The organism is Klebsiella sp. 7-CIP_Kleb., from assembly GCF_050378655.1.
Taxonomy (GTDB): Bacteria; Pseudomonadota; Gammaproteobacteria; order Enterobacterales; family Enterobacteriaceae; genus Klebsiella; species Klebsiella quasipneumoniae.
Genome location: NZ_JBNRLJ010000005.1, coordinates 60,115 through 76,875, shown reverse-complemented (window position 1 = coordinate 76,875; position 16,761 = coordinate 60,115). Strand labels below are relative to the sequence as shown.

At 56.3% G+C, this 16,761-nt stretch carries 19 protein-coding genes; 5 read left to right on the top strand and 14 right to left on the bottom strand.

Features of this window, described 5'->3' with window-relative positions; translation table 11 throughout:
- From ACQUTI_RS17600 to ACQUTI_RS17575, 6 genes are all read right to left on the bottom strand, one after another.
- On the bottom strand, window positions 1-987 hold the full coding sequence (locus tag ACQUTI_RS17600; protein ID WP_428923333.1) for a TRAP transporter substrate-binding protein: 987 nt from the start codon (window positions 985-987) through the stop codon (window positions 1-3).
- A 304-nt stretch (window positions 988-1,291) separates the two neighbouring features.
- Window positions 1,292-2,428: a radical SAM family heme chaperone HemW gene (gene hemW / locus ACQUTI_RS17595; RefSeq protein WP_064183218.1), complete on the bottom strand. Its 1,137-nt coding sequence runs from the start codon at window positions 2,426-2,428 to the stop codon at window positions 1,292-1,294.
- Window positions 2,421-3,014, bottom strand: a complete 594-nt coding sequence (locus tag ACQUTI_RS17590) for an XTP/dITP diphosphatase (RefSeq protein ID WP_004205185.1) — start codon at window positions 3,012-3,014, stop codon at window positions 2,421-2,423. The genes hemW and ACQUTI_RS17590 overlap by 8 nt, the downstream gene beginning before the upstream one ends.
- 12 nt (window positions 3,015-3,026) lie before the next feature.
- Window positions 3,027-3,317, bottom strand: coding sequence for a DUF167 family protein YggU (gene yggU, locus ACQUTI_RS17585; RefSeq protein ID WP_023319134.1), 291 nt, complete (start codon window positions 3,315-3,317; stop codon window positions 3,027-3,029).
- Window positions 3,314-3,880, bottom strand: a complete 567-nt coding sequence (locus ACQUTI_RS17580; RefSeq protein ID WP_004205182.1) for a YggT family protein — start codon at window positions 3,878-3,880, stop codon at window positions 3,314-3,316. The genes yggU and ACQUTI_RS17580 overlap by 4 nt, the downstream gene beginning before the upstream one ends.
- 20 nt (window positions 3,881-3,900) lie before the next feature.
- On the bottom strand, window positions 3,901-4,602 hold the full coding sequence (locus ACQUTI_RS17575) for a YggS family pyridoxal phosphate-dependent enzyme (protein WP_004205181.1): 702 nt from the start codon (window positions 4,600-4,602) through the stop codon (window positions 3,901-3,903).
- Window positions 4,603-4,618: 16 nt separating this feature from the next.
- On the opposite strand from ACQUTI_RS17575, the gene ACQUTI_RS17570 reads away from it, so the two are divergent.
- Together ACQUTI_RS17570 and ACQUTI_RS17565 are read left to right on the top strand one after the other, a co-directional pair.
- A complete protein-coding gene (locus ACQUTI_RS17570) occupies window positions 4,619-5,599 on the top strand; it encodes a type IV pilus twitching motility protein PilT (protein ID WP_101993845.1) in 981 nt (326 codons plus the stop codon).
- Between the two features lie 348 nt (window positions 5,600-5,947).
- A complete protein-coding gene (locus ACQUTI_RS17565; protein ID WP_004205179.1) occupies window positions 5,948-6,601 on the top strand; it encodes a LuxR family transcriptional regulator in 654 nt (217 codons plus the stop codon).
- Between the two features lie 51 nt (window positions 6,602-6,652).
- On the opposite strand, the gene ruvX is transcribed toward ACQUTI_RS17565, so the two are convergent.
- From ruvX to metK, 8 genes are all read right to left on the bottom strand, one after another.
- Window positions 6,653-7,069, bottom strand: coding sequence for a Holliday junction resolvase RuvX (ruvX, locus tag ACQUTI_RS17560; protein WP_004205178.1), 417 nt, complete (start codon window positions 7,067-7,069; stop codon window positions 6,653-6,655).
- Window positions 7,069-7,632, bottom strand: coding sequence for a YqgE/AlgH family protein (locus tag ACQUTI_RS17555; RefSeq protein WP_002916603.1), 564 nt, complete (start codon window positions 7,630-7,632; stop codon window positions 7,069-7,071). The genes ruvX and ACQUTI_RS17555 overlap by 1 nt, the downstream gene beginning before the upstream one ends.
- A 174-nt stretch (window positions 7,633-7,806) precedes the next feature.
- On the bottom strand, window positions 7,807-8,757 hold the full coding sequence (gshB, locus tag ACQUTI_RS17550) for a glutathione synthase (RefSeq protein WP_004205176.1): 951 nt from the start codon (window positions 8,755-8,757) through the stop codon (window positions 7,807-7,809).
- A gap of 20 nt (window positions 8,758-8,777) precedes the next feature.
- A complete protein-coding gene (gene rsmE / locus ACQUTI_RS17545) occupies window positions 8,778-9,509 on the bottom strand; it encodes a 16S rRNA (uracil(1498)-N(3))-methyltransferase (protein WP_004205175.1) in 732 nt (243 codons plus the stop codon).
- 91 nt (window positions 9,510-9,600) lie between these two features.
- Window positions 9,601-10,308, bottom strand: a complete 708-nt coding sequence (gene endA / locus ACQUTI_RS17540; protein WP_004205174.1) for a deoxyribonuclease I — start codon at window positions 10,306-10,308, stop codon at window positions 9,601-9,603.
- 94 nt (window positions 10,309-10,402) lie between these two features.
- The gene (locus tag ACQUTI_RS17535) at window positions 10,403-10,903 is read right to left on the bottom strand and encodes a SprT family zinc-dependent metalloprotease (RefSeq protein ID WP_004205173.1); all 501 of its coding nucleotides are present in this window, start codon (window positions 10,901-10,903) and stop codon (window positions 10,403-10,405) included.
- A 77-nt stretch (window positions 10,904-10,980) separates the two neighbouring features.
- The gene (locus ACQUTI_RS17530; RefSeq protein ID WP_004205171.1) at window positions 10,981-12,375 is read right to left on the bottom strand and encodes a sugar porter family MFS transporter; all 1,395 of its coding nucleotides are present in this window, start codon (window positions 12,373-12,375) and stop codon (window positions 10,981-10,983) included.
- Window positions 12,376-12,755: 380 nt separating this feature from the next.
- A complete protein-coding gene (metK, locus tag ACQUTI_RS17525; protein WP_004205170.1) occupies window positions 12,756-13,910 on the bottom strand; it encodes a methionine adenosyltransferase in 1,155 nt (384 codons plus the stop codon).
- Between the two features lie 467 nt (window positions 13,911-14,377).
- Here metK and ACQUTI_RS17520 point away from each other — a divergent pair, with 467 nt between their 5' ends.
- The 3 genes from ACQUTI_RS17520 to speA all read left to right on the top strand — a co-directional run bounded on the left by ACQUTI_RS17520 (window position 14,378) and on the right by speA (window position 16,728).
- Window positions 14,378-14,527 carry a hypothetical protein gene (locus ACQUTI_RS17520; protein WP_418268681.1) on the top strand — a complete coding sequence of 50 codons (150 nt, stop codon included), beginning with the start codon at window positions 14,378-14,380 and terminating at the stop codon, window positions 14,525-14,527.
- A gap of 84 nt (window positions 14,528-14,611) precedes the next feature.
- Window positions 14,612-14,743: an acid stress response protein YqgB gene (gene yqgB, locus ACQUTI_RS17515; protein ID WP_002916578.1), complete on the top strand. Its 132-nt coding sequence runs from the start codon at window positions 14,612-14,614 to the stop codon at window positions 14,741-14,743.
- A gap of 8 nt (window positions 14,744-14,751) precedes the next feature.
- On the top strand, window positions 14,752-16,728 hold the full coding sequence (speA, locus tag ACQUTI_RS17510; protein WP_004205167.1) for a biosynthetic arginine decarboxylase: 1,977 nt from the start codon (window positions 14,752-14,754) through the stop codon (window positions 16,726-16,728).
- Window positions 16,729-16,761: the final 33 nt, after the last annotated feature.

The following is a 16,761-nucleotide window of genomic DNA, read 5'->3' as shown; positions in this document are numbered from 1 at the left end:
TTATTCTGCGGCAGCTTCAAATTTGGCCAGCAGGGCGGCCTGTACAGGATCTTTTTTAAAGTCATCGAATAGCGGCTGCACGGCGGCGCGGAACGGCGCTTTATCCACTTTGATAATTTCGCCCCCCATGGCTTTGGCCTGCGCGCGGGTATCGGCGTCGATTTTCCGCCACAGCTGTTGCTGAAAAACCTCTGACGCTTTCGCCGCTTTGATCAGGATTTGTTGCTGATCCGGCGTCAGCTTGTCCCAGGTTTTACTGGAGATAACGAGGAAATCAGGGATGGAGGCATGCTCATCTTCAGAGAATACTTTCGCGATTTCGATATGGCGCGTCTGCACCCAGGAGGGAACGTTATTCTCCGCGCCGTCCACCACCCCCTGCTGCATGGCGGTATAAACTTCACCAAAGGAGATGGGGGTTGGGGAACCGCCCATTAATTCGACCATTTTTAACGTTGTCGGACTGGCCTGAACGCGGATCTTCAGTCCTTTTAAATCTTCCGGCCTGGTGATGGGCTTTTTTGCATAAAAACTTCTCGTCCCGGCGACATAAGCGGAAAGGGCAAAAAATCCTTTCTCTTTCGTCGAGTTCATTATTTCTTTGCCCACCTCGCCGAAGACCACGTTATTGAAGTGATTCTGGTCGTTAAACAAGAATGGTAAATTATATATGGCGTAAATATTATCGAAAGATTCCAGATCGCTGGCGGAACCTTTGGTCATATCCAGCGCGCCATTTTGTAATAACTCCATGGTCTCGCGCGCGCTGCCCATCTGACTACTGAGGTAAATGCGAATCTTCATCTTACCGTCAGAAAGCTGGTTTACCTCTTTGGACATCTCCTCAAACGCCTGATGCACCACATGGCTGCGCTCAAGGTTATGCGCCAGTTTTAATGTTATTTTTTCAGCCGCGACGGCACCTGCAGAGAGTAGGGCCAGTAAAGCTATACCTACCAGAGAACGAGAAAAAGGATATTTTTTCATGAGTTGGCTCCATGCACTTGGGGTAATGGGTCAATATCTTAAGCATCATGCTTTATTTCTGTATGACATATTATCTTTGTTGTCGTACATCTTTAAGCTGCCTGACTCACACTTTCTGGCAATGAGGTAATGAAATAACCGATCTTATTGAAGGATTGATATTTGGTTTGTATTAATTAATGCAAATTAATTTGAGAGTGGAATATTTAATAACAATGGAACGGATGTAATGAGGTATATATGGCGGAGGAATCGAGTGATTCCCATTCCCGCCATATTGCTGCCGGGAATGGGATAACGATATTTATTCGCTGAGGAATAGTTCGAGAAGAGAATTTAAAAACAGCTTTCCATGCTCGGTAATCTGCCAGTTCTGCTCGTCTTCCTGCAGATAGCCGTGGGCTATCGCCGCGTCCAGCTGCGGACGGATCGCCGCTTCATCAAGACCGGTATAACGGCGGAATTCCGCGCGCGGCGCGGCCTCCAGCAGGCGAAAACGGTTCATAAAGAACTCAAACGGTTTATCCGCCTCTTCCACATCATGCTGGCGTTCGAGGTAGCGGCCTTCCATATAGCCGCGCGGGTGGCGGGTTTTGGCGGTACGCAGGATGCGCCCGTCAGGGAAGGTTATCTTGCCGTGCGCGCCGCAGCCGATGCCGAGATAGTCGCCAAAGCGCCAGTAGTTGAGATTGTGCTGACACTGATAGCCCGGTTTGGCGTAAGCGGAAGTCTCGTACTGCTGGTAGCCGGCGGCGCTCAGCAGCTGATGTCCCTGCTCAAAAATATCCCATAGCGCGTCGTCATCCGGCAGCACCGGCGGCCGGGAACCGAACAAGGTGTTCGGCTCAATGGTCAGCTGGTACCACGAGAGATGCGGCGGGTTGAGAGCAATGGCCTGACGCAGGTCGTCCAGCGCCTCCTCCAGCGACTGGTCCGGCAAACCGTGCATCAGGTCGAGATTGAAACTGCGCAGGCCCAGGCTGCTGGCGAGGCGTGCCGCGCGTTTGGCCTCTTCCGGGCCGTGGATCCGCCCCAGCCGCTGCAGCTTTGGTTCGCTAAAGCTTTGTACGCCGATAGAGATGCGATTCACCCCGGCGCGCTGGTAATCAACGAAGCGATTGGCCTCCACGGTGCCCGGGTTGGCTTCCATGGTGATTTCCGCCCCGGCGGCCAGCGGCAGGCAGGCGCGGACGCCATCGAGCAGGGTTTGCATGGCCGGGCCTGACAGCAGGCTCGGCGTACCGCCGCCGATAAAAATGGTGCCTATTTCCCGTCCCTGGGCATACTGCGCATCGGCCCGCAGATCGTTCAGCAGATGCTGGACGTAGTCATCGTGCGGCACCTCGCCTTTCAGTGCATGCGAATTAAAGTCGCAGTACGGGCATTTCTGCACGCACCAGGGAATATGAATATAGAGACTCAGCGGTGGCAAATTAGCCATTACGTAATGCATCCAGTAACAGTTTAAGCGCCTGCCCGCGATGGGAAATGGCGCTCTTTTCTTCACGGCTCAGTTCGGCCGCGGTTTTTCCCTCTGACGGGACGAAGAAAATCGGGTCGTAGCCGAAGCCGCCATGACCTGCGGCTTCCCGGGCGATCACCCCAGGCCAGCTGCCGTGGCACACCAGCGGCGTGGGATCTTCGGCATGGCGTAGATAGACCAGTACGCAGTGGAACTGCGCCTGGCGCTGGTCGTCCGGCACGTCCTGCAGGGCGTCGAGCAGTTTCTCAAGATTCTGCTGGTCGCTGGCGTCGACGCCGGCATAGCGGGCGGAGTAGATGCCCGGCGCGCCGCCAAGGGCATCGACGGCCAGACCGGAATCGTCGGCGATAGCCGGCAGGCCGGTGATCTGCGCCGCATGACGCGCTTTCAGAATCGCGTTTTCAATGAAGGTCAGACCGGTCTCTTCCGCAGACTCGACGCCGAGCTCGGTCTGAGCGACGATATCGAGACCAAAATCTTCCAGCAGCGAGGCCAGTTCGCGCACTTTACCGGCGTTGCCGGTAGCGAGGACGACTTTTTGCATGATGAATCCTGTTTATTCAGTTAGCGCCGCGACCGCAGTCGGGATCTGTTGTGGGGCGATGATTTTAACTTGCTTATGGCGGCCCAGCTCGCCTTTTTCAATCAGTACCTGGCTTTTGGCGACGCGGAACTGTTTGGCGAGAAATTTCACCAGATGGGCATTGGCCTGGCCATCAACGGGCGGGGCGGTAATGGCGACTTTGAGCTCGTCGCCATGTACGCCCACGATGCTGTCGCGGCTGGCCTTCGGCTGAATATACAGCCTCAGCACCAGCCCGTCAGCGCAGCGTTCAACGGCACTCATAGCGCCATCCACAGCCCCGGCAGCAGTACGTTACCGGTAGCCTGCAGCACCTCGGCGACCCCCATATTGATCACGTACAGCAGCAGCACCAGCACCATCGGCGAGAAATCGATACCGCCCATCGACGGCAGCAGGTTGCGGATTGGACGCAGCAGCGGGTCCGCCAGCTGCATCAGCACATACTCCACCGGGCTGCGTCCCTGGCTGACCCAGCTCATGATCGCCATCAGCAGCAGCACCCAGAAGATCAGCGAGCCGATGGTTTTCAGCAGAATAAGCAGGGCGGAGATCCAGATGATCGGCTGGAAGGTGATCACCATAAACAGGACGATCGCTTTGATGACGCAGAGGATGAATGCCACCAGCAGCGAGGCGCTGTCAATCGGCCCCATTGCCGGGATGATCCGGCGCAGCGGCCCGACAATCGGCTGGGTGGCCTTTACCACAAACTGCGAAAACGGGTTGTAAAAGTCGCAGCGCGCCCACTGCATCCAGACGCGTAACAACACGACCATTGTGTAAAGCTCAATGACCGTTGAAAGCAGGAAAGTCAACGTCTTCATGGCGTTCCTCAGATTCCTTATTATTTGCTGTAGTCGCGCGCACCAAAAATGGCCGTGCCGATGCGCACCATCGTGCTTCCCGCCGCGATAGCGGCTTCCATATCGTCCGACATTCCCAGAGACAACGTATCGACCGTGGGGTACCGCGTTTTTAACCGCGCAAATGCTACCGCCATTTGCTGGGCGACGGCAAACTGCCTTACATATTCTGACTCAGGCGCGGGGATCGCCATCAGGCCGCGCAGCTCCAGATGAGGTAACTCAGCGATCTCCGCGGCTAAGGCATCGAGCGCTTCCAGCGGGATGCCGGATTTACTCTGCTCATCGCTGATGTTGATTTGAATCAGCACCTTCAGCGGCGGCAAATGCGCCGGGCGCTGCTCGTTCAGGCGGGTGGCGATTTTCAACCGATCGACGGTGTGGCACCAGTCAAAATGTTCGGCCACCAGCCGGCTTTTGTTGGACTGCAAGGGACCAATAAAGTGCCACTGCAATCCGCTGACGCCTGCCTGCTGGAAATGGTTAATCTTCTCCACGCCCTCCTGGACGTAGTTTTCACCAAATGCCCGCTGGCCTGCCGCGATGGCTTCTTCGATCGCGCTCGCAGGTTTCGTTTTACTCACTGCAAGCAATGTCACTTCTTCTGGCGCACGCCCGCAACGGGCGGCGGCACCGGAGATTTTGTCCCGGACCTGTGCCAGGTTATGCGCAATATCGTTCATATTCCGAGGATGAGTTATGAAGCTGGAAGAAATCGTAGCCCTTAGTGTAAAGCATAATGTCTCCGATCTACACCTGTGCAATTCCGCCGCACCGCGCTGGCGGCGGCAGGGTAAGCTGGAGCCCGCGCCCTTTCCCGCACCGGATATTGCGGATTTACTCAACGACTGGCTCGATGCCGCACAGTTACAGCACTGGCAGGAGCACGGCCAGATAGACTTTGCGCTGACTCTGGCCTGTGGTTCACGGTTACGCGCCAGCGCTTTCGCCCATACGCGCGGAATATCGCTGGTGCTGCGCCTGCTGCCCAGCCAGTGTCCGCGCCTGGAGGCGCTGGGCGCGCCGCCTGCGCTAAGCGAGCTACTGGCGGAAGAGAGTGGCTTGCTGCTGGTCACCGGGGCGACGGGCAGCGGCAAGTCGACCACCCTGGCGGCGATGGTCGGCCATCTCAACCAGCATTTTGATGGCCATATTCTGACGCTGGAGGATCCGGTGGAGTTTATTCATCACAGCGAGCGATGCCTGATTCAGCAGCGGGAGATTGGCCGGCACTGTCCTTCGTTCTCCGCAGCGCTTCGCGTGGCGCTGCGTCAGGATCCGGATGTGATCCTGCTCGGCGAGCTACGCGACAGCGAAACCATTCGTCTGGCGTTAACTGCGGCGGAGACCGGGCATCTGGTGATGGCGACATTACACACCCGCGGCGCGGCGCCGGCGGTGGAGAGATTGATCGATGTCTTTCCGGCAGAGGAGAAAGATCAGGTTCGTAGCCAGCTGGCCGGAAGCTTGTGCGCGGTGCTGGCGCAAAAATTATTACCCGCACGTCAGGGCGGCAGAGTTGCGCTATACGAGCTTCTGGTTAATACGCCGGCGGTAGCGAATTTGATCCGCGAAGGAAAAGTGCACCAGCTGCCCGGTGTAATGCAGACCGGGATGCAGGCCGGAATGTTGACATTTACCCAGAGTTTTCAGCAACGTGTGGCCGCAGGCGAGCTGTAAGGGGAGTGTGAAGCGAGTTGGGTGGTTGAAATGGTGTGTTAACTAAATGTTTAAAAGCTGTTTCTGGATATTATTTGATAATACAAATAATCTTTGTGAATAAATTCAAATAAGATATTCAGTTGAGATATGTCGGCAGTGAATACGCATTTCCAGGAAAAAAGTTTGATTACCTTTTGACAGCTTTGAGTCATTCGATTTATGCTGTTTACGGGAATAGGATGATTCTCATGGAATAACGTTTCAATTTGTAAATTGCCAATGCTATTTATAAATTCACGGCTGATTGTATATTTTTTTATTCATTTAACCACCATGACGGTGGATAGCTGCTAAGGAGAGTTTTAAGTGATTAATTTAAATGGAAATTCATCATCTTCTCGTCAGGTAACCTTTATTACCCACCCGTCTATTCAAAGCAAAGCCTTTGCCAGCTATCTGAGCGAAACCCTGATGGCACCGGTGGTTTTACAAAATATTAATAAACCGCTGGCGCAGCGTCTGGCAAAAGATTCTGTAATATTATTTGATATTGCAGTGTCAAATAAGAAATTAAACGGGGTGTGGCGGGATATTATTCGCTTGCAGGCAGATAATCCTCGTTTGTTGATTATTAATAGCGCACAAAAGTATGAGTTATACGAAATGGCGCAGTGGCCGGCTTTATATGGCGTGTTCCGCCATGACGATGATGAATCGCGCTTAATTGAGGGCGTCAAGGCCGTGCTGAACGGCGAACAGACGGCTGAATTGAGCGTGATGCACCCGGCGATGTACGCTGCGGACCATGCATCGGCACCCGTTGAGAACTCGCCGCTGACCGAACGAGAATGCGAGATCCTCAACGAACTGCGCTGCGGCGCGACCAACCTCGATATTGCCCGCGCGCTGTTTATCAGTGAGAACACGGTGCGGACGCACCTGTATAACGTGTTCCGTAAGCTGAGCGTTAAGAATCGCACCCAGGCGGTGAGCTGGGCTAACGAACATCTGCGCCACTAGGCGGGGGAGCTGCGCCGTCTGCGGTTCGCCGGCGGCGCAGAAGAGCAGGGCTTAAAAGCTCTGCTCGAAGTAGCTTTCCAGAATGACCACCGCAGAGGCCGAATCGACGCTGCCTTTATTCAGCGCCCGATAGCCGCCATGTTCGAACAGGCCCGCCCGGGCCTCAACCGTACTCAGACGTTCATCGTGGAGAAGGATCGCGACGCCAAAGCGGCCATGAATTTTATTGGCGAAATTACGCGCGCGCGCGGTCAGCGGTTGCTCAGTGCCGTCCATATTCAGCGGCAGGCCGACGATTACCGCCTCCGGCTGCCACTCCTTAAGCAATTTTTCGATGATATTCCAGTCCGGTTTACCGTCCTGCGCCTTCAGCGCCGGCAGTGGCCGGGCGGTTGCGGTGATCCGTTGCCCTACCGCCACACCGATGCTTTTGGTCCCGAAATCAAAGCCGAGAAAGGTACCGCTCATTATGCATGCCCCGCGACGCCTGGCATCGTCACGATGTCGATGCCAATCAGTTTAGCCGCCTCGCGCCAGCGATCGGCGATGGGCGTACGGAAGAGAATGTTCTGGTCAGCCGGGGCGGTAAGCCAGGCATTATCTAGAATCTCCTGCTCCAGCTGCCCTTTCTCCCACGAAGAGTAGCCCAGGGCAACCAGCACGTTGCCCGGTTGCCGGTCGGTGCCTAAGGTTTCGAGGACATCCCGCGAGGTGGTGATCACCGTGTTATCCGAGATACGGATGCTTGAGGAAAAGTCAGAGGGCGGGGTATGTAAAATAAAGCCGCGGTCTTCCGCCAGCGGGCCGCCCAGCATCACCGGTTTATCCAGGCGGATCTCCGGATTACGCGGCTCCGGGACAATTTTGAGCTTCTCAAGGATCCCTTCCACCTGCAGATTTTCCAGCGGCTTATTGATAATAATGCCCATGGCACCCTCGTCGTTATACTCGCAGATATAGACCACGGAGCGGCGGAAAATGGGGTCCTGAAGCGCAGGCATGGCAATCAGAAAGTGATGCTGTAAATTCATTGTCAGAGGTTCTGTTCCTGGTTCAAAAAGCAACACCCAGTATGCGGGCAAAGTAGAATGGTGTCGATGCACTTTATCTGGCAGGCGCCCGAGCGGCGCCTGGCTGGAAGGGTTTCGCCAGCGCGGCGATCCGCGCTCGCTGTGCCCTGAGCGGACGTTCGTCCGCTGTAGTGCTTATCGGGCGAGACGTCTTTCGATAGCGTCCATCAGCATGCCGGTGATCGAAATATCCGGGAAGGCGGCCTCGATCTCACGGACGCAGGTGGGGCTGGTGACGTTAATTTCCGTCAGACGGTCGCCAATGATATCCAGGCCAACGAAAATCAGGCCTTTAGCCTTCAGCGTCGGGCCGACGCGGCGGGCGATATCCCAGTCGCTTTCGGTTAGCGGGCGGGCTTCGCCGCGGCCGCCGGCGGCCAGATTGCCACGAGTCTCGCCGCCCTGCGGAATGCGCGCCAGGCAGTAAGGTACCGGCTCGCCATCCACCACCAGCACGCGCTTGTCGCCATCTTTAATGGCCGGCAGATAGTTCTGCGCCATGCAGTAGCGGCTGCCCAGCTCGGTCAGCGTCTCGGCGATCACGCCGAGGTTCGGATCGCCGGCTTTGACGCGGAAAATAGAGGCGCCGCCCATGCCGTCGAGCGGCTTCATGATGATATCGCCGTGCTTTTCCCAGAAGGCTTTCAGCTGGGCTTTATTGCGGGTGACCAGCGTTTCCGGGGTCAGTTCGGAGAACCAGGCGGTGAACAGCTTCTCGTTACAGTCGCGCAGGCTCTGCGGCTTGTTGACGATAAGCGTGCCTTTCTCTTCCGCTCGTTCCAGAATATAGGTCGCATAAATAAATTCGGTATCGAACGGTGGATCCTTACGCATCAGAATGACGTCAAGATCCGCCAGCGGCAGATCCTGCTCGCCGGTAAAGTCATACCATTTGTCGTAGTTCTGTTCGACGCTCAGTGTGCGCGTCCGGGCGCGGGCCTCGCCGTTGATCAAATAAAGGTCGTTCATCTCCATGTAATGGAGTTCATAGCCGCGACGCTGCGCCTCCAGCAACATAGCGAAGCTGGTGTCTTTCTTGATGTTGATGGTTGCGATGGGATCCATCACGATGCCGAGCTTGATCATGGTTCTTCTCCGTTAACGCCTCAACCTAAGTCGCCAAAACGCACCTGCAGGGCAGTAATGGCGGTGAGCGCAGTAGTCTCTGTACGCAGAACGCGCGGTCCCAACAGGATATCAGTAAACTGGTATTTCGCGGTCATTGCTATCTCTTCAGCCGACAGCCCGCCTTCCGGGCCAATCAGCAGACGGACTCGTTCAACCGGCAGCGGCAGCGTGTTAATGCTGGCGCTGGCGCGCGGGTGCAGGTTGAGCTTCAGCCCGCTGTCCTGCTCGGCGCACCACTCCTCCAGCTGCATCGCCGGACGAATTTCCGGTACCACGTTACGACCGCTCTGTTCGCAGGCGGCAATAGCGATTTTCTGCCACTGCTGGATCTTTTTCTGCAAACGTTCGGCGTCCAGTTTAACGCCGCAGCGCTCGGAAAACAGTGGCGTTATGAGGCTTACCCCGAGTTCGATCGATTTCTGGATGGTGAATTCCATTTTTTCGCCGCGGGACATCACCTGGCCTAAATGGATATGCAGCGGCGATTCCCGATCGTCGGGTTCGCCACTGAGGACTTCAACCGTGACGCTTTTCTTACCGGCCTCGGTGATGACGGCGTCAAACACCTGGTTACTGCCGTCGAATAGCTGAAGGTGCTGACCGGCGGTCATGCGCAGAACGCGCCCGACGTGGTTGGCCGCGTCATCGCTCAGCGCGATCAGGCTGCCGACAATGAGGCGTTCTGGATGATGGATGCGAGGAATGCGCATGCTTGATATTCCGTTCTTTGCGCAGATGCCAACTTCCCGCCATTAGGCGGGAAGCACAGGGCTGCAAATTAACAATTGCCGCTAGTGTAGGTTAGCTCTTTTGCGCCTGGCAAGCCTGCTGGACATAAGGATTATGGTTGCCCTGCACTTTCGCGATGCGCTCATCGCGTTCACATTCCCAGGCGGTGACCGGATACTGTTTGTTCCAGGCGGTAAACAGCTGAGTTTGCTGGCGGGAAAGATTTAACTGGTAGCGGTCGCGCATATAGAAGTAGGTGCGGGCGATGGCGCCGCGGGCGCGGGCAGGGGGCTCAGCGATTTTATCTTTAAAATCGACCTTCATGGTGCACTGGCCGTACTGGCCTTCACCGCCGTTCCACTGGCTGTACATAAAGTTGCCGCGATCGCCATTCACTTCTCCCACCGCCGGCTGCAGGTTGTGCATGTCGCTTTCCATCTTGCGGTACTCCGGATCTTTGGCGCAGTTTTTACGACCACCCTCCTGCCAGCACTGGCGCTGATGGCCGAACTGCCACGCCGGCACCACGTGTTCCCATTCAACCCGGCTGGCGCGGTTCTCATTTTTACGCACTTTATAGCCACAAGATTCCAGATCGATAACGCCTTTTTTACCCTGCCAGGCAATTTTACAGCCGCAGTAAAAGTCGCCGGGAACGTCGGCGTTTACTTTGACGCCAGCGGCCTTGGCCTGGGAAAAACTGGTAATTTCTGCGGCCGCAAGCGGGCCACTCACTGCCGTGCTCAATACTGCAACGGCTAAAACATGCATACGGGACATCGTTCACTCCGTGTCAAAACGAGCCCGCAACGTAGCGAATGAGGGTGCCGGATGCAATCAGTCAGATCAGAAAGTTTCTAATTAATTCCAATGGTTATTCTTCAGCCACCAGCAGATCGCCGCAGCGCACGCAGCGGTAAGTGGCTTCGCCGCGCACCACCCGGTTATGGCGACGGACGGTGAGCTGATGCTGCTGGCAGCGGCAGCGGTAGGGGAAGGTATTCTGGCGGACCGAATCGAGTTCAAAGCGATGGGTGCGACGTGCGGGAACGCCCAGCACGCCCTCCATCATCCATTTCCACTCTTTACCGTGCGGGGCTACCCGGCCAAAGTGTTGCCACACCAGCAGGTGCGCCAGCTCATGGGGCACCACTTCATCGATAAACGCCTGCTGATTTTCCAGCAGCAGCACCGGATTTAAACGAATTTCGTTTTTCTCCAGCCAGGCGGTGCCGGCGGAGGTACCGCGCTGCTGGTAGACCAACGTCGGCTCCGCGTAGCGGCGTTCCAGCTTGAGGTTCGCTTTGGCGAGATGCTCCCGCAGGCTGCGCATCACGGCCTGCTGAATAGCGATGGGAATACGGGGTGTTTTCATAGCGCCAGAGGATAGTGCGGCGGAGGGGGGAGAGCAAGCGGAAGCTTCCTCCCGAAAGGGGAGGAAGCTCAGACGGATTAATCGCGGGCGCCGATCTCGCGCAGCGGACGACCCTGCATCAGGTTGCGTTCGATATGTTCCAGCGAGACGTTTTTGGTTTCCGGGATCAGCCACAGCGTCAGCAGAATAAACAGCACGTTCAGACCGCCGTAGACCCAGAAGGTGTTGGCGCTGCCCAGCGAATTGAGCATGGTCAGGAAGGTGGCGCCGACAATCATGTTGGCAATCCAGTTGGTCGCCGTTGAGCAGGTGATACCGAAGTCGCGGCCTTTCAGCGGCTGGATTTCGGAACACAGTACCCAAATCAGCGGGCCGGCGCTCATGGCGAAACCGACGATAAACATCAGCAGCATCAGGACGGCGATGTACTGGGCGGTTGAGGAGTGAATACCGATGTGCATCATGCTGCCCAGGACGCCCATTCCCGCTGCCATGACGATAAAGCCAAGGATCAGCGTCGGTTTACGGCCCCAGCGGTCGACCAGACCGATGGCGATAAAGGTGGCCAGCACGTTAGTCAGACCGACAATGACCGTCCCCCACATCTGTTCGGTGGTGTTGGCGTAGCCTGCCAGCTCAAAGATCTTCGGCGCGTAGTACATGATGACGTTCATCCCGGTGAACTGCTGCATTACCTGCAGCAGAATGCCGAGGAACACCGCGCGGCGGAAGTTGCTGTTGTCTTTAAACAGCGACCAGCCGGACTGTTTTACCTTCAGGCTTTCGCGGATTTCGTCGAGCTCGCGTTTCGCTTCGGCGCTGGTATCGCGCAGGCGCAGCAGCACGCGCTCGGCATCGACAAAGCGGCGTTTGGCGGCGAACCAGCGCGGGCTGTCCGGCAGGAAGATAACGCCGATCAGCAGCAATACCGCCGGAATAATGATCACGCCGAGCATCCAGCGCCATGCGCCGCTGTAGCTAAAGGCGGTGTCGGAGAGGTAAGCGCCAAGGATCCCGATGGTGATCATCAGCTGGTACATGGAAATCATACTGCCGCGAATTTTCTCCGGAGCGATTTCCGATAGATACAGCGGCGCGGTGTATGAGGCGACGCCTACCGCCAGGCCCAGCAGCACGCGGGAAACCAGCAGGATCTCGACGTTTGGCGCGGCGGCGGAGAACAGAGAGCCGGCGACAAAGAGGATGGCGCCGATCATCAGGCTCTTTTTACGGCCCAGTTTGAAGGAGAGCCAGCCGCTGCCGACCGCACCGACGGCGGCGCCGAACATCATGGAGCTGACCACCCACTCCTGAGTGTGGGCGGAAATCTGGAACTCATTGGCAATAAAGGGTAAGGCACCCGCAATAACACCGATATCAAGGCCAAACAGCAGGCCAGCCAGCGCGGCGAGGAAACAGACGAAGAACGTCATGGTCTTGTTTGAACGCCCTTGTTTTTTGTTGTCAGGCATAACGCCCTCCAGTTGAGTTATTGATTCTGTCGATGGTTAGCGTAGGACACTCGTCGGTAAAAAAACGTGATTATAATCACGGCTGTGTAATCGTTTCCACAAAGGTAAAGAAACGTAATGCATTAAATGCTTTTTAAATCAGCAATATAAACAAGGATAGTCGACAATTTGAAAAACGGTAATCAGAGTTAACCGAAACAATATGTAACATTGTGAAAAATACGCCGATGAGATGACGCACGCAGGCAGCAATCGACCATTACCATAATGTAATCGCTTTCATTGAGATGTTGCGCTACGTTGAAGCAAGGTACGGCAGGGAAGGTCAGGGAATAAAAAGGCCAGCGCGAGGCTGGCCTTAAAGAGAGGAAGCGGAGAGATTATTTCAGACCGGCCGCTTCGCGCAGCAGGGCCGCTTTGTCGGTTTTTTCCCAAGGGAAATGTTCGCGACCAAAGTGACCGTAGGCAGCGGTTTCTTTGTAGATCGGGTGCAGCAGATCCAGCATCTGAATCAGGCCGTACGGACGCAGGTCGAAGAACTCGCGCACCAGCAGGGTCAGCTGTTCAGAAGGCACTTTTTCAGTACCAAAGGTTTCCACCATGATGGACGTCGGCTCTGCAACGCCGATGGCGTAGGAAACCTGAATTTCGCAACGGTCAGCCAGGCCTGCGGCAACGATGTTTTTCGCTACATAGCGAGCCGCATAGGCTGCAGAACGGTCAACTTTAGACGGATCCTTACCGGAGAACGCGCCGCCGCCGTGACGAGCCATGCCGCCGTAGGTATCGACGATGATCTTACGACCGGTCAGACCGCAATCGCCCATCGGGCCGCCGATAACGAAACGGCCGGTCGGGTTGATGAAGAATTTGGTGGACGCGCTCAGCCATTCGGTCGGCAGAATCGGTTTGATGATCTCTTCCATCACCGCTTCCTGCAGCGATTTCTGGTCGATATCTTCGGCGTGCTGCGTGGACAGCACCACCGCGTCGATGCCGACGATTTTGCCGTCGTCATACTGGAAGGTCACCTGGCTTTTCGCATCCGGACGCAGCCACGGCAGGGTGCCGTTTTTACGTACTTCAGCCTGGCGCTGCACCAGACGGTGAGCGTAGGTCACCGGCGCCGGCATCAGCACGTCGGTTTCGTTGGTGGCGTAGCCAAACATCAGCCCCTGGTCGCCTGCGCCCTGTTCCAGCGGATCGGCACGGTCAACGCCCTGGTTGATGTCCGGAGACTGTTTACCAATGGCGCTCAGTACGGCACACGAGTTGGCGTCAAAGCCCATATCGGAATGCACGTAGCCAATTTCGCGGACGGTGTTGCGGGTGATCTCTTCGATGTCAACCCATGCGCTGGTGGTGATTTCGCCGCCTACCAGCACCATGCCAGTTTTGACATAGGTTTCACATGCGACACGCGCTTTCGGATCCTGCTCGAGGATCGCATCCAGCACGGCATCGGAGATTTGGTCAGCAATTTTGTCAGGATGCCCTTCTGATACGGACTCAGACGTAAAAAGGTGTTTTGCCATATTTTATTTCACCTGTGGACGATTCGGATAGCTCATACTGTTGTGTAATGTGGCTTTGGTGGATAATCAGCGCAAAGCCGCGCAGGTAGCGACACGAGCAGTCTGAGTGTTAATCAGTATAGACGGATTAACTTCTGGACGGCCATTTTAGGTCAAATCTTGAGCCTATTTCCAGCCTTTTTTGATGGCGGTCGCATTTATCGAAAAACTCGCCTGGCAAAATTTCCTGACAACCGCGCAAACGGGCACATTTTTATTTTGCTTTTTACCCCGCTTCTCGGTATAAAACGCCGCGCGCGGCTCATTAAAAAAGCGCACGGGGCATGGCCCTGTGGTGCCACTTCCAGCCGGGTTAAGCAGTCTGTATTTACAGAATCTCGCAACGGCATAGCGCTTGTTGCCCGGTATGTATAGCTTTGGCTTGTCGCCGACCCTGTCGCAGGGCGGTGTGGAGGTGATACCAGATAATGAACCAACGTTTTTCGCTTGTTTCGTCGCGTCGTTCTGTCGCGCGTCAGCACTCCGCAACCTGCATCTCTCTCATGCAAACCAGCCGATGTTCACCCCATCTCGGCGCTTCTCAGGATTCCAGGGCCGGTCGGCCGTCAGAAAACTGAACAAGGGCGCTCTTGCCAGGCAAGAGTTTTCTCGTGGTTTCTCCGGACTGTCATACTCTGTTCGGCTACGTGTTTTACGATGATATGAATAAGAAACCGGTCGCGCAGTCGCAAAACCAGCAGATAGTGCTGGGCTTTAGGACTGTTCATGGGTTGTTATCGCATCTTTGGACTGCGATAGTAGTTAACTGTCTTACACTTATTATTAAAAATTGAGGTTCGCTATGTCTGACGACATGTCTATGGTTTCGCCTTCGTCAGCAGGCGAACACGGTGTACTACGTTCCATGCAGGAGGTAGCGATGAGCTCCCAGGAAGCCAGCAAGATGCTGCGTACTTATAATATTGCCTGGTGGGGCAATAACTATTATGACGTCAACGAACTGGGTCACATCAGCGTTTGCCCGGATCCGGACGTCCCGGAAGCGCGCGTTGATCTCGCTGAATTAGTCAAAGCGCGCGAAGCGCAAGGGCAGCGCTTGCCGGCGCTGTTCTGCTTCCCGCAGATCCTGCAGCACCGCCTGCGCTCAATCAACGCCGCGTTCAAGCGCGCGCGCGAATCCTACGGCTATAACGGCGATTACTTCCTGGTCTACCCGATCAAGGTGAACCAGCATCGTCGCGTCATCGAATCGCTGATCCATTCCGGCGAGCCGCTGGGTCTGGAAGCCGGTTCGAAAGCGGAACTGATGGCCGTGCTGGCGCACGCCGGGATGACCCGCAGCGTCATCGTCTGTAACGGTTATAAAGACCGCGAATACATTCGTCTGGCGCTGGTGGGCGAGAAGATGGGCCACAAGGTCTATCTGGTCATCGAGAAGATGTCGGAAATTGCCATCGTGCTGGAAGAAGCCGAGCGCCTGAACGTGGTGCCGCGCCTTGGCGTGCGTGCGCGTCTGGCCTCGCAGGGGTCCGGTAAATGGCAGTCCTCCGGCGGCGAGAAGTCTAAGTTCGGTCTCGCGGCCACCCAGGTTCTGCAGCTGGTGGAGATCCTGCGTGCCGCAGGGCACCTCGACAGCCTGCAACTGCTGCACTTCCACCTCGGCTCGCAGATGGCCAACATTCGCGATATCGCCACCGGCGTGCGTGAATCGGCGCGTTTCTACGTCGAGTTGCATAAGCTGGGCGTGAATATCCAGTGCTTCGACGTCGGCGGTGGCCTGGGTGTGGATTACGAAGGAACCCGCTCGCAGTCCGACTGCTCGGTGAACTACGGCCTGAACGAATACGCTAACAATATTATCTGGGCCATCGGCGACGCCTGCGAAGAGAATGGCCTGCCGCACCCGACGGTCATCACCGAGTCCGGCCGCGCGGTGACCGCGCACCACACCGTGCTGGTTTCCAATATCATCGGCGTGGAGCGCAACGAATACACCGAGGCGACCCCGCCGGCGGAAGACGCCGCGCGTCCGCTGCAGAGCATGTGGGAAACCTGGCTGGAGATGCACGAAACCGGCAATCGCCGCTCGCTGCGCGAATGGCTGCACGACAGCCAGATGGACCTGCACGATATCCATATCGGCTACTCCTCCGGCACTTTCAACCTGCAGGAGCGCGCCTGGGCAGAACAGCTGTATCTGAACATGTGTCATGAAGTGCAGAAGCAACTCGACCCGAGCAACCGCGCTCATCGTCCGATTATCGATGAGCTGCAGGAGCGCATGGCGGATAAAATCTACGTCAACTTCTCGCTGTTCCAGTCGATGCCGGATGCGTGGGGGATCGATCAGCTGTTCCCGGTGATGCCGCTGGAAGGACTGAACAAGTCGCCGGAACGCCGCGCGGTGCTGCTGGACATCACTTGCGACTCTGACGGCGCCATCGATCACTACGTGGACGGCGACGGGATCGCCACCACCATGCCGATGCCGGAATATGACCCGGAGAACCCGCCGATGCTGGGCTTCTTTATGGTCGGCGCCTATCAGGAAATCCTTGGCAACATGCACAACCTGTTCGGCGATACCGAGGCGGTGGACGTGTTTGTCTTCCCTGACGGCAGCGTTGAGGTTGAGCTGTCCGACGAGGGCGATACCGTGGCGGATATGCTGCAGTACGTGCAGCTGGATCCAAACACGCTGCTGACCCAGTTCCGCGATCAGGTGAAAAACACCGGCCTGGACGACGCGCTGCAGCAGCAATTCCTCGAAGAGTTCGAGGCGGGTCTGTACGGGTACACTTATCTGGAAGACGAGTAGCCGCTGATGCCCGGTGGCGCTGCGCTGACCGGG